13 protein-coding genes are annotated in these 11,553 nt (G+C 61.4%); 4 read left to right on the top strand and 9 right to left on the bottom strand.

The annotated features are described in order from the left end of the window. Positions 1-103 precede the first annotated feature (103 nt). Positions 104-1,090, bottom strand: coding sequence for a Gfo/Idh/MocA family protein (locus AC1D17_RS11690; protein ID WP_477565581.1), 987 nt, complete (start codon positions 1,088-1,090; stop codon positions 104-106). Between the two features lie 171 nt (positions 1,091-1,261). Here AC1D17_RS11690 and AC1D17_RS11695 point away from each other — a divergent pair, with 171 nt between their 5' ends. Both AC1D17_RS11695 and AC1D17_RS11700 read left to right on the top strand, forming a co-directional pair. Continuing rightward, on the top strand, positions 1,262-2,212 hold the full coding sequence (locus AC1D17_RS11695) for an aldo/keto reductase (protein ID WP_477565582.1): 951 nt from the start codon (positions 1,262-1,264) through the stop codon (positions 2,210-2,212). 21 nt (positions 2,213-2,233) lie between these two features. Further along, entirely contained in the window at positions 2,234-2,677 is a 444-nt protein-coding gene (locus tag AC1D17_RS11700) for an N-acetyltransferase family protein (RefSeq protein WP_477565583.1), read from the top strand. 47 nt (positions 2,678-2,724) lie between these two features. Here the strand turns inward: AC1D17_RS11700 and AC1D17_RS11705 are convergent, their stop codons facing one another. Both AC1D17_RS11705 and AC1D17_RS11710 read right to left on the bottom strand, forming a co-directional pair. Then, positions 2,725-3,348: a hypothetical protein gene (locus AC1D17_RS11705; RefSeq protein WP_477565584.1), complete on the bottom strand. Its 624-nt coding sequence runs from the start codon at positions 3,346-3,348 to the stop codon at positions 2,725-2,727. Between the two features lie 62 nt (positions 3,349-3,410). Further along, the gene (locus AC1D17_RS11710) at positions 3,411-4,301 is read right to left on the bottom strand and encodes a LysR family transcriptional regulator (RefSeq protein ID WP_477565585.1); all 891 of its coding nucleotides are present in this window, start codon (positions 4,299-4,301) and stop codon (positions 3,411-3,413) included. 134 nt (positions 4,302-4,435) lie between these two features. On the opposite strand from AC1D17_RS11710, the gene AC1D17_RS11715 reads away from it, so the two are divergent. Further along, positions 4,436-5,431: an aldo/keto reductase gene (locus AC1D17_RS11715; RefSeq protein ID WP_477565586.1), complete on the top strand. Its 996-nt coding sequence runs from the start codon at positions 4,436-4,438 to the stop codon at positions 5,429-5,431. A 233-nt stretch (positions 5,432-5,664) separates the two neighbouring features. After that, entirely contained in the window at positions 5,665-6,024 is a 360-nt protein-coding gene (locus tag AC1D17_RS11720; RefSeq protein WP_477565587.1) for a nuclear transport factor 2 family protein, read from the top strand. A gap of 152 nt (positions 6,025-6,176) precedes the next feature. On the opposite strand, the gene AC1D17_RS11725 is transcribed toward AC1D17_RS11720, so the two are convergent. The 6 genes from AC1D17_RS11725 to rpmI form a co-directional block, all read right to left on the bottom strand. After that, positions 6,177-6,452: a hypothetical protein gene (locus AC1D17_RS11725; RefSeq protein ID WP_477565588.1), complete on the bottom strand. Its 276-nt coding sequence runs from the start codon at positions 6,450-6,452 to the stop codon at positions 6,177-6,179. A gap of 356 nt (positions 6,453-6,808) precedes the next feature. Then, positions 6,809-9,235, bottom strand: a complete 2,427-nt coding sequence (pheT, locus tag AC1D17_RS11730) for a phenylalanine--tRNA ligase subunit beta (protein WP_477565589.1) — start codon at positions 9,233-9,235, stop codon at positions 6,809-6,811. A 4-nt stretch (positions 9,236-9,239) separates the two neighbouring features. After that, positions 9,240-9,677, bottom strand: coding sequence for a GFA family protein (locus AC1D17_RS11735; RefSeq protein WP_477565590.1), 438 nt, complete (start codon positions 9,675-9,677; stop codon positions 9,240-9,242). Positions 9,678-9,693: 16 nt separating this feature from the next. Continuing rightward, positions 9,694-10,779, bottom strand: coding sequence for a phenylalanine--tRNA ligase subunit alpha (pheS, locus tag AC1D17_RS11740; RefSeq protein ID WP_477565591.1), 1,086 nt, complete (start codon positions 10,777-10,779; stop codon positions 9,694-9,696). Positions 10,780-10,875: 96 nt separating this feature from the next. After that, positions 10,876-11,280 carry a 50S ribosomal protein L20 gene (rplT, locus tag AC1D17_RS11745; RefSeq protein ID WP_037129295.1) on the bottom strand — a complete coding sequence of 135 codons (405 nt, stop codon included), beginning with the start codon at positions 11,278-11,280 and terminating at the stop codon, positions 10,876-10,878. Between the two features lie 38 nt (positions 11,281-11,318). Further along, a complete protein-coding gene (gene rpmI, locus AC1D17_RS11750; protein WP_018323613.1) occupies positions 11,319-11,522 on the bottom strand; it encodes a 50S ribosomal protein L35 in 204 nt (67 codons plus the stop codon). Positions 11,523-11,553 lie beyond the last annotated feature (31 nt).

Below are 11,553 nucleotides of genomic sequence, written 5' to 3' on the forward strand. Positions count from 1 at the left end.
CGCTCAACAGACCTTTCCGCACTGCCGGGTTTCTGGCGTCCAAATGGACGCCTGTTCCGCCTCGTGCTGGTACCGGCGGATTCTCGTTTGGCGGGAAAGCGGCTCAGACCGTTTCCCAGCCATCCTTCTCGCTGGCGCGGTAGATGGCGTCGATCAATTTCTGGTTGTTGATCGAGCTTTCGAGCGTCACGACCTCTTCCTTTTCGCCTTTCGCGGCGCGGGAAAACGCCTCGGCCTCCAGCTTGTACTGGCGCGCATCCTGAAAGCGGAAAAGCTGCGACTGCGAATGGTTCTGGTTGGTCAGTTCCAGCTCTTCCGCACCATAACGGTCGGCGTTGAAGGGGGATTTGACCTCGATGAAACCCTTGTCGCCATGGAACACCATGATCTGCCGGGCGGCGAGCTGGGTGGAAATGTAGAAGCTCAGTTCGAAATCGCCGAAATCGGCCCGCACGCTCGAATAGATGTCGGTACCGAACTCCGGATCGCGGTCGGTGCTGGCCTGGACTCGCAGCGGTTCCTTGCCGGTGACGAAACGGGTCGAGATCGTCGGATAGACGCCGATATCCGGCAGCCCGCCGCCGCCGAGTTCCGGCTTGTTGCGCATGTTGCCGGCATCGCGGTTGAAATAGGTGAAGGCGCCCTGCACATGGCGCAGCCTGCCGATCGCGCCTTCGGCCAGCAGCGAGCGGACCTTGCGCCAGACCGGGCTGTAGGTGACCATGTAGGCTTCGGAAACCAGAACCTTGTTGCGGTCGCGCGCCTCGATCAAAGCGTCGATTTCCGAGGCTTTCAGGGCGATCGGTTTTTCGCAGAGCACATGCTTTCCGGCATTTGCGGCCTTGATCGTCCATTCCACATGCTGCGACGTCGGCAGTGGAATGTAGACGGCGTCGAGCAGGTCGGAGGCGAGCATCTCCTCGTAGGAGCCAAAGGCGTGCGGCACCGAAAAGCGGTCGGCCATCTCGCGTGCTTTGGACAGGTCGCGGCTGGCAATTGCCGTCACGACGCAGTTTTCCGCGTCCTGGATGGCCGGAACAACCAGTTCGCGGCCGATCTTTGCTGTCGATAGAATACCGAAACGCAACATGGTGTGTCCTCCGTTTTGGCGGCACAGTAACCGCGAGGTACGTGCCTATCAAGCTTTCCCTGCCGGAATAAATTGCAGCCGAGCATGTAAAATCGCTGTACCGGGCCTATGTTCCCGGTGCAGACTTCACGCCTCCCAAGTGATGTATCCCAAACAATCTGGAGCGACCTTATGCAAAAGCGAACTCTTGGCCGCACGGGCCTGTCGATCGCGCCGCTGGTCTTCGGCGGCAATGTCTTCGGCTGGACCGCCGATGAAAAGACATCCTTCCAATTGCTCGATGCCTTTTTCGATGCGGGGTTCAATGCGATCGATACCGCAGATGTCTATTCTTCCTGGTTTCCCGGCAATAGCGGTGGCGAATCCGAGACGATCATCGGCAAATGGCTGAAACAGCCGGGCCGGACCAGAGACGAGGCCGTCATTATCACCAAGGTCGGGTCCGATATGGGGCCGGGCAAGAAGGGTCTGTCTTCCGGGTGGATCATGCAGGCGGTCGAGGATTCCCTTCGCCGGCTACAGACCGATCATATCGATATCTATCTCTCCCATTGGCCGGATGACGAAACGCCCTATGAGGAAACGCTCGGCGCCTACGACAAGCTTCTGCAGCAGGGCAAGATCCGCCATGCCGGCGCTTCCAATCTCAATGCGGCGCAGTTGCGCGCAGCACTGGATGTTTCCGCAGCCAAGACGCTGCCGCGCTACGACGTGCTGCAGCCGGAATACAATCTCTATGACCGGGCCTCCTTCGATGGGCCGCTGCGCAACCTCTGCATCGCCGAAGATATCGGTGTCATCAGCTATTTCGGCCTGGCGCGGGGGTTTCTGTCGGGCAAGTATCGCTCGCACAAGGACCTCGAAGGCTCGGCGCGCGGCAGCGGCGTCGGCAAGTATCTGGACGGGCGCGGCATGCGCATTCTCGGCGCGCTGGACGAGGTCGCGGCCGATACCGGCAATACGCAGGCGGAAATTGCTCTCGCCTGGATCATGGCGCGCAAGGGCGTGACGGCCCCGATCGCCAGCGCCACCAACCTGGCGCAGCTTGAAAGCCTGGCGAAATCGGCTTCGATCACCCTTTCCGATGAAGCCTGCCAGCTGCTAAACGAAGCGAGCGAATAGGCCCGGAGGGAGGGACGGAACATGACGGTTGAGATACGCGATGCGGCGGCAGGCGACGAGGCCGATTGGCGCAGGCTCTGGGCAGGCTATGTCGCCTTCTACAGGGTGGCCGTATCCCAGGAAGTGACGGCCACGACCTGGGCCCGGATCATCGATCCGGCGACACCGCTTTTCATGCGGGTCGCCGTTCTGGAGGGCCAGGTGGTCGGCTTTGCCATCTGCCTTTTGCATGAGGCGACCTGGGTCAAGGAGCCGGTGTGTTATCTGGAGGATCTGTTCCTCGACGAGGTGGCGCGCGGGAAGGGCATCGGCAGGGCCCTGCTCGACGATCTCGTCGCCAAAGCCAAAGCCAACGGCTGGGCGCGCCTGTACTGGCACACCGACGAGGGCAACCAGACCGCGCGAAAACTCTATGACCGGTACACCGAGGCCGATGGTCATGTGCGCTATCGGATAAGTTTCTAGCACGTGTCGCCGCAACGCCGCGCGTTCGGCCCGGATTCGCATAAGCGCTACGGCGCCTTCACCAGCTCCGGAAACCCCCGATAGACATCGGCATGGCTGCCGGAATGGTTGGCCATGCCCTCCTTGGTCAGAAGCCCGGCGGGCGCGATATAACTGCGGATGCGCCGGGGCGGCCGTTCATGCCACTGGATGTTGACGGCCCAGAGTTTCGGGAAAAAGCAGAGCGAGGCATAGGGCAGGTGGTCGTGGATCCACCAGGCCAGCGATTGCCAGCCGCCAACGGTTGCACGCCGGTCCCAGACCCAGGGAACGACGATGCAGGCGGTCGCACCCATGCAGCCGTCGGCATCGCGCATGTCCCAGATATGGTCGGCGGCACTGGCCGCATTGGTCGAGCAGTTGAGCTTGTTGCGGTTGCCGAAATCGTTGACCGAGCGCGACCGGTAGCCGGAACGGATATGCAGCCGCCCGAATGTCCGTTGCAGCGGCTCAAGCAATTCCTCGCAGAGCTTGGTGCCGGCGGCGATCGCCAGCTGCGGATCGTCGGGAATGTTCGGCATGCCATAGAAATCGGCGATCTCCGAATGCAGGAAGTCGCGCAAAAAGAAATTCTCCGACAACCGCGCCCGGCCCATATCCTCAAGCGCTTTCATCGATCCCGGCTTTTTCATGCGCGTGTCTCCCGTTTTCACAAGATTATGCCGCCGGACTGTTGCGTGCCACCCGTTTTCCCTCAGCCTGAATAGCGGAAGAAATCGATGAAGGCGCGTAGCGCCGGGCGCATCTGCCGGCGGCTGGCATAGTAAAGATAGGGGCCGGGATAGGGTGCGCACCAATCGTCCAGGACCCTGATCAGCCGTCCTGCTTCGATATGCTCGATCACGCGCGCCTCGAAGGCATAGGTCAGTCCTGCGCCGCCGATTGCTGCGGTAATGATCGGCCGGTCCTCGCCGAGGATCAGCGGTCCCTCGATTGGAATGGTCAATTCCTGTCCATCCTTTTCGAATTCCCAATTGTAGAGCGTACCGTTGGAAAACCGGCGGCGGATACAGCGATGGCGGACAAGGTCGCGGGGATGCTGCGGGATCGGAAACTGGTCGAAATAGGAAGGAGAGGCGACGATGGCGCCACGCAAGGGCGGGCCGATCTTCACCGCGATCATGTCGGCCTCCAGGCTTTCCTCCAGCCGGATGCCGGCATCGAAGCCCTCGCGAACAATATCGGTAAACCCGTCTTCGTCGGCGATTTCCAGCGTGATACCGGGGTAGAGGCCAAGGAATTTGCCCAGCCGCGGTGCGATCAGCAGGTCGGCGGCAAATCGCGGTGCCGTAATGCGCAGATTGCCGGAAGGCTGTCCCTTCGCCTCGACGACGGCTGCCAGGGCGATGCCGATTTCCTCCAATGCCGGACGCAACCGCTCCAGCAACAGCAAGCCTTCTTCCGTCGGCGCGACACTGCGCGTGGTGCGGGCAAGCAGCCGCACGCCAAGGCTTTCCTCGAGCGTCGAAACGGCATGGCTGACAGCCGAGGGAGCAATGCCGAGCTCCCGCGCGGCGGCGCGAAAACTGCGATGCGCGGCGACGGTGGAAAGGACGGCAAGTTGAGCAAGTTGATTCCGGTTCATTGATCGAAATGATAGAACAACCCGTTAGGATTTGCAGCCATTATCAAACGGTTCAGTGTGCATTAATTTGGCGGTGTATCGCAGACGCCCGATGGCGCCTGCGTTCCCCTTCCGGCTCAAAAGGAGCACTCCCTATGAAAACCCGCACACTTGGACAGGATCTCACCGTCTCGGCCGTCGGCCTCGGCTGCATGGGCATGAGCTTTGCCTATGGCCCGGCCGACGAACAGGCATCGATCCGCACCCTGCACCGCGCCGTCGATCTCGGCGTGACGTTCTTTGACACTGCCGAGGTTTATGGCCCTTATGAAAACGAAATCCTGCTGGGCAAGGCCCTTAGGGATGTTCGTGGTAAAGTCACCATCGCCACCAAGTTCGGCTTCCGCATCGCCACCGGCAAATCCCCCAGCGAGACCATTACAGGCGTTGATGGCCGCCCCGAAAACGCCAAGGCCGTGGCCGAAGCCTCGTTGAAGCGCCTCGGTACCGATGTCATCGACCTCTATTACCAGCACCGCGTCGATCCCGCCGTGCCGATCGAGGAAACCGTCGGCGCAATGGCCGAATTGGTGCGCGAAGGCAAGGTGCGTACCCTTGGCCTGTCGGAGGCGAGTGCCGCCACCATCCGCCGCGCCCATGCCGTGCATCCGATCGCCGCCGTCCAGAGCGAGTACTCGCTGTGGAGCCGCGATCCGGAAGACGAGGTGCTGGATGTTTGCCGCGAACTCGGCATCGGCTTCGTGCCCTATAGTCCGCTCGGACGCGGCATGCTGACCGGCGCCATCCGCACCTTGGACGATCTGGCAGAGAACGACTTCCGCCGCAACCTGCCGCGGTTCCAGGCGGAAAATCTCGATGCCAACGCGGCGCTTGTCGGAACGCTGGCCGGGATCGCCGGTAACAAGGGCGTGACGGCGGCGCAGCTGGCGCTTGCCTGGGTGCTGCATCAGGGTGATTTCATCGTGCCGATCCCCGGCGCCCGCAAGCTCGACCATCTCGAGCAGAATGTTGTAGCGGCCGGGATCGTCCTGTCTGCCGAAGAACTGACGGTACTCAGCGAAATCCTGTCACCCACCCGCGTGGCCGGCAATCGCTACTCGGAGGCGTCGCTGGCGTTGACGAACAGATAGGCGCACATGCCTGATCAATCCGCTGTTTCGCCCTTCTACAGCGCCGCGCGTTATTCATAACGCGCGGAGCTGTAGCACTTTAAACTTGCCGCATAATTCCTCTAATCGGAATCGATCGGGGGGATTATGCAGCGGGGCGAGACGCTCCCGCGGCGATGCGACGCCGGCCCAGCTTCGTTCTTGTTCCCTTCGCCCGTCATGATAGGATCGACCGGTCAGCAAGGGAGAGAAGAATGCCCGACGCACAGGCAATTGGTACGATCGTTCACCTCTATGTCGATGGCATGGCATTTTGCAACGAGGCGGCGCTGCGCAAGGCCTTCCATCCAGATGCCAAGATCATCGGCAATTACGAGGGCGCCGTCGAATGGATGTCCCGCGACGATTTCATCGCCGCTATCCTCGCAGAGGAGCCGGCCCCTCCCGGAACCCAGCCGCTGATGGATATCGAGATCACCGACATCGAGGGTGACGCCGCTTTCGTCAAGGTCACCGACGAGTTTGCCGGGATGCGTTTCTCCGATTATCTGTCGCTGCTGAAGATCGACGGGCATTGGGTGATCGTCAACAAACTGTATCATCTGCATCGGTAGGGGGCCGCACGCGATGTGTGAAATCCAGTAGGCGCTGGGGGTGCTGCCATACATGATGAAGGCGCAAGAAAGATAAACTTACGCCTTCAAAATCGATCTACCGAACCGACTGGGCCTTAGTGCAATCGGCGCTGAGCGACCGGTGACGCTCGTCAGCGGAGCTTCACGTTGGCGTGCTGATTGGCGGCATCCGTGTCAGTGGCCGGTGTCTTGGTGTCGTGACCTGTGAATGGACTTCCCTGGCCAGGCGCCAAGGTCCCACTGTGACCGGCACTGTTGGTCGTAAAGGCGTGCGTCGTGGAAGAGGCGGTGCCGCCGGACTTCAATCCGTGCTGTTGCGCCTGGAAAAGGTGGTCGTCCGCCTGGGCAACGGCGCAGAGGGAGATCAGCAAGGCCGCCGACGCGGTCATCAAGGTGTACATCTTCATCGCAAAACTCCTTTGTTTTCTGCCCCACGGTACGACTCGCCAGCTGCCGCCGATATTCCCCGATTCCCTATCACGTCGTCGTGAGCCGCATCCTGAACGGGTCGTTTATGGGATTTGTGGGGAGAGACGGAGTGCGCGGTCCGCGCCAAGCCTGGCGATGCATCTGGGGGGCTCGCGGCCCCGATATCGGCAAACGACCCCGTGCAAAATCTCCGGCTGCGACCACGGCCGATGGTCTGGTGCCCGCTATCGGCGGACACCAGACCAATTACGTCGGTCCTTTGCTCAAACACGGTGGCCGGTTGTATCTCAGGCAGACAAAAAGGGGCGAAAAAACCGCCCCTTCCGATATGTCGTCAAGCCCGCAGAACCCCGCCCGTGTTCTTGGTCACGTTGGCGATGATCTTGCCGGTCAGGGCCTCAAAGTCCTCGTCGGTCAGCGTGCGCTCGGCCGGCTGGATGACGACTTCGATGGCGACCGACTTCTTGCCTTCGCCGACCGATGCGCCCTCGAAAATGTCGAAGACGTTGACGCCGGTGACCAGCTTGCGATCGGCGCTCGATGCGGCCTTCAGGATCGCGCCGGCTTCGACGGTCTTATCCACCACGAAGGCGAAGTCGCGCTTGACGGCCTGGAAGGGCGAAAGCTCCAGCGCCGGCTTGGTGCGGGTGGCCTTCTTCTTCGGCTCGGGCATCGCGTCGACATAGACTTCGAAGCCTGAAAGCGCTCCGGAAACATCGAGCGCTTCCAGCACCTTCGGATGGAATTCACCGAAGTAACCAAGGATGGTTTTCGGGCCGAGCTTGATCGTGCCGGAACGGCCGGGATGGTACCAGGACGGGCCGCCGGCTTCGAACTGGACATTGCCCATCGGCACGCCGCAGGCTTCGAGAACGGCAATGGCGTCGGCCTTGGCGTCGAAGACATCGACCGGCTTGCCGCCGCCCTTCGTGGCATTCGACCAGGAGCGGCCGGCACCGGCAAGCGATGCCGTGCCACGGCGAATCCCGCCGGCAACGCGGCGCTGGCCGGATGGCGTGTCGTTCTCATAGGTACCGGAGACCTCGAAGATCGCCACGTCGCCAAAGCCCTTGTCGGCATTGCGCTGCGCGGCGGTCAAAAGACCGGGCAGCAGCGATGGCCGCATATCGGACATGTCGGCAGCGATCGGATTTGCCAGCGACAGGCCTGCCGCGCCGCCACCGAAAAGCTCGGCCTGCGCCTTCGAGACGAACGACCAGGTGACGGCTTCGAGCATGCCGCGCGAAGCGAGCGCCCGCTTGGCAAGCCGGGTGCGAATCTGCAGCGTCGTCAGGATCTTGCCGTTGACCGCGCCGAGGCTTTCGATCGGTTCAGGCTTGATATTGTCGACGCCATGGATGCGCATGACCTCTTCGACGAGGTCCGCCTTGCCATCGACATCCGGCCGCCAGGAGGGGACGGAAACCGAGACTTGGTTGCCGGAGCCTTCGACGCCAAAGCCCAGGCCCTTCAGGATCGAAATGGCTTCTTCGGAGCCGACATCGAGACCCGTCAGGCGCTTGACCTCCGAAACGGGGAAATCGACGACCTTGGCCGTATAGCCGTGGTAGCCGACAATATCGGTCCTTGCCGCCGTACCGCCGCAGATATCGACGATCAACTGGGTGGCGCGTTCGATGCCCGGGATCATGTATTCCGGATCGGCGCCGCGCTCGAAGCGGTAGCGCGCATCGGTGATGATCCCCAGCGCCCGGCCGCTCTTGGCGATGTTCATCGGGTCCCACAGCGCGGACTCGATCAGCACGTTCACGGTGTTTTCGTCGCAGCCGGAATGTTCGCCGCCCATGATGCCGCCGATCGACTCGATGCCGTCCTCGTCGGCGATGACGACGTTAGCCGGCGAAAGAGTATATTCGCGCGTATCGAGCGCCAGGACCTTTTCGCCTTCCACAGCGCGGCGGACGATAAGGTTCCCCGTGACCTTGGCGGCATCGAAGACGTGCAGCGGCCGGCCCTGGTCGAAGGTCATGTAGTTGGTGACATCGACCAGCGCATTGATCGGGCGAAGGCCAATGGCGAGCAGGCGCTGCTGCATCCATTTCGGGCTTGGACCATTTTTGACGCCGCGCACCAGGCGCAGCGCAAAGCCGGGGCACAGGTGTGTGTCCTCGCCGAGGTCGAGCTTGACCTTGGTCGTCGTTTCGCCTTCAACCTTGAAAGATGGCGCCGCCGGAGCCTTCAGCGTACCAAGGCCGGATGCGGCGAGATCGCGGGCAATACCGTAGATCGAGGTGCAGTCCGGACGGTTCGGCGTCAGGTTGATCTCGATCATCGGATCGTCGAGCCCGGCGTAAGCGGCAAAGCTGGTGCCGACGGGCGCATTGTCCGGTAGATCGATGATGCCGTCATGGCTGTCCGACATCTGCAACTCTTTTTCCGAGCACATCATGCCGCGGCTTTCGACGCCACGGATGGTGCCGATCGCCAGCGTCACGTTGATGCCGGGCACATAGGCGCCCGGTGCCGCGAACGCGCCAACGAGGCCAGCCCGCGCGTTCGGCGCGCCGCAGACCACCTGAACGGGCGCGCCCGAGCCGGTATCGACCATCAGCACCTTCAGCTTGTCGGCCTGCGGATGTTTTTCGGCCGAGACGACCTTGGCGATGACGAACGGCTTGAAGGCGGCCTTGTCGTCGACATCCTCGACCTCGAGCCCGATCGCCGTCAGGCGCTCGCAGATCTGTTCGAGGGTCGCATCGGTTTCCAGATGGTCTTTCAGCCAGGAGAGTGTGAATTTCATTGTCTTACTCCTTCGGGTCTCTCGGCACGGTGGTCGTTTCCCTGCGCTGGAGACCGTCGTCAATATGGAAAAAGGGAAGCTGTTCGCTCACATAACCATGCACGCTTGGCGGATAGTTCTGCGGGCGGTCCATCGCGCCCAGCATCAAAAAAATCTGTCCGTCGAGCCGCTCATCGGCATAGGAAACCGGTGATCCGCAGACGCCACAGAACGTGCGCGTGATCGGCGAAACACCGAAGCGCGAAGCCGGTACCGTTTCGCGAAAGGTCACGTCATCCGCGCGAAAACCGACAAAGGCCGAAACGGGCGCTCCGCTTGCGCGCCGGCAATCGCTGCAATGGCAATAGCTGACATGGACGGGATCGGCTTTGGCCTCAAACCGCACGGCTCCGCACCGGCATCCGCCGGTGTGGGTCGCGTTCGTTTCGGCCGCAGCACTCATCGTCGGTTTCCTGATCTCAGGCGCTCAATCCGCCAAACAGCGTCGGCATGTCGAGCGGGCGGAAACCGTAGTGGCTCATCCAGCGCACGTCAGCGTCGAAGAAGTTTCTGAGGTCCGGCATGCCGTATTTCAGCATGGCGATACGGTCGAGACCCATGCCCCAGGCAAAGCCCTGGTAGACATCGGGATCGAGGCCGCCGGCGCGCAGGACGTTCGGGTGGACCATGCCGCAGCCGAGGATTTCCATCCAGTCGGTGCCTTCGCCGAACTTGACGATCGGGCCGGAGGAGCGGTCGCACTGGATATCGACCTCGAAGGACGGCTCGGTGAACGGGAAGAAGGACGGGCGAAAGCGCATCGTCACATCGTCGACCTCGAAGAAGGTCTTGCAGAATTCTTCAAGAATCCAGCGCATGTTGGCGACGTTCGACTTGGTGTCGACGACGAGGCCTTCGACTTGGTGGAACATCGGCGAATGGGTGGCGTCCGAATCCTGACGGTAGGTCTTGCCCGGGATGATGATGCGGATCGGCGGCTTCTGGGCCTCCATCGTGCGCACCTGCACCGGCGAGGTATGGGTGCGCAGAACCTTGCGCTCGCCCTTCTCGTCCGGATTGAAGAAGAACGTGTCGTGCATTTCGCGGGCCGGGTGACCCTCGGGGAAGTTCAGCGCGGTGAAATTGTAATAGTCGGTCTCGATATCCGGACCTTCGGCGATCGAGAAACCCATATCGGCGAAGATCGCGGTGATCTCGTCGATGATCTGGCTGATCGGATGGATGCGGCCGCGTTCCGCCGGGGAAGACCGCACCGGCAGCGAGATATCGACGGTCTCGCGGGCCAGCCGCTCGGCAATTGCCGCGTCCTTCAGCGCCGACTTGCGGGCCGTGATGGCTTCGAAGACATCAGTCTTCAGCGCGTTGATCGCGGCACCGCGCGTCTGGCGCTCTTCCGGCGTCATGGTGCCGAGCGTCTTCAGGAGTTCGGAGATCGAGCCCTTCTTGCCGAGTGCATTGACGCGCACGGCTTCGATCGCGGCTTCGTCATCGGCTCCGGTAACCTCGGTCAGCAGCTTTTCTTTCAGTGCATGCAGATCGGACATGGTTCATTTCCCGTGATCGGTCAAAGAAAAACCCGCGCCAGCCGTACCAGCGCGGGTTTCCCAACTAAAATATCAAAGGCTTGGGAAGCGCTGGTCTTAACGAACCGCGCTTTCAAACTCGTTGGTGGTGCCTGCGTCCTTGAGGTATTCAAGCGCCTTCTTGGCAGCAGCGACGAGTGCGCCGAATGCTTCCGTCTCATGGATAGCCATGTCGGAGAGAACCTTGCGGTCGACTTCGATGCCAGCCTTCGACAGACCGTCGATGAAACGGCCGTAGGTCAGGCCATGTTCGCGAACGGCAGCGTTGATGCGCTGGATCCAGAGAGCGCGGAAGTTGCGCTTGTTGACCTTACGGTCGCGATAGGCAAAAGCCTTCGAGCGATCCACGGCAGCCTTGGCTGCGCGGATGGTGTTCTTGCGGCGGCCGTAGAAGCCCTTGGCTGCCTTGAGTGTCTTCTTGTGCTTGGCGTGAGCTGCTACGCCGCGTTTTACACGTGCCATGTCATGATCTCCTTAAAAATCCAAAAGTGCCAGACGTCTTAGAGACCGTTGGGCAGGTAGTTCTTGATGACCTTCTTGCCATCAGGCTCTGCAAGCACCATGGTGCCGCGTGCATCGCGAATGAACTTGTTGGACCGCTTGATCATGCCATGGCGCTTGCCTGCGGCAGCTGCCATCACCTTGCCGGTCGCGGTGATCTTGAACCGCTTCTTGGCCGAGGATTTCGTCTTCATCTTGGGCATTTTGCTACTCCATTCTTCTTGATTTGAGATC

The organism is Pararhizobium sp. P1_E7 (assembly GCF_056405855.1).

Bases quoted from the DNA above. Each gene is read 5' to 3' on its own strand.
- AC1D17_RS11710 (WP_477565585.1), bottom strand. From the start codon at position 4,301: ATGAACCGGAATCAACTTGCTCAACTTGCCGTCCTTTCCACCGTCGCC.
- AC1D17_RS11720 (WP_477565587.1), top strand. From the start codon at position 5,665: ATGCCCGACGCACAGGCAATTGGTACGATCGTTCACCTCTATGTCGAT.
- AC1D17_RS11725 (WP_477565588.1), bottom strand. From the start codon at position 6,452: ATGAAGATGTACACCTTGATGACCGCGTCGGCGGCCTTGCTGATCTCC.
- pheS (WP_477565591.1), bottom strand. From the start codon at position 10,779: ATGTCCGATCTGCATGCACTGAAAGAAAAGCTGCTGACCGAGGTTACC.
- pheT (WP_477565589.1), bottom strand. From the start codon at position 9,235: ATGAAATTCACACTCTCCTGGCTGAAAGACCATCTGGAAACCGATGCG.
- rpmI (WP_018323613.1), bottom strand. From the start codon at position 11,522: ATGCCCAAGATGAAGACGAAATCCTCGGCCAAGAAGCGGTTCAAGATC.
- AC1D17_RS11735 (WP_477565590.1), bottom strand. From the start codon at position 9,677: ATGAGTGCTGCGGCCGAAACGAACGCGACCCACACCGGCGGATGCCGG.
- AC1D17_RS11695 (WP_477565582.1), top strand. From the start codon at position 1,262: ATGCAAAAGCGAACTCTTGGCCGCACGGGCCTGTCGATCGCGCCGCTG.
- AC1D17_RS11690 (WP_477565581.1), bottom strand. From the start codon at position 1,090: ATGTTGCGTTTCGGTATTCTATCGACAGCAAAGATCGGCCGCGAACTG.
- AC1D17_RS11715 (WP_477565586.1), top strand. From the start codon at position 4,436: ATGAAAACCCGCACACTTGGACAGGATCTCACCGTCTCGGCCGTCGGC.
- rplT (WP_037129295.1), bottom strand. From the start codon at position 11,280: ATGGCACGTGTAAAACGCGGCGTAGCAGCTCACGCCAAGCACAAGAAG.
- AC1D17_RS11705 (WP_477565584.1), bottom strand. From the start codon at position 3,348: ATGAAAAAGCCGGGATCGATGAAAGCGCTTGAGGATATGGGCCGGGCG.
- AC1D17_RS11700 (WP_477565583.1), top strand. From the start codon at position 2,234: ATGACGGTTGAGATACGCGATGCGGCGGCAGGCGACGAGGCCGATTGG.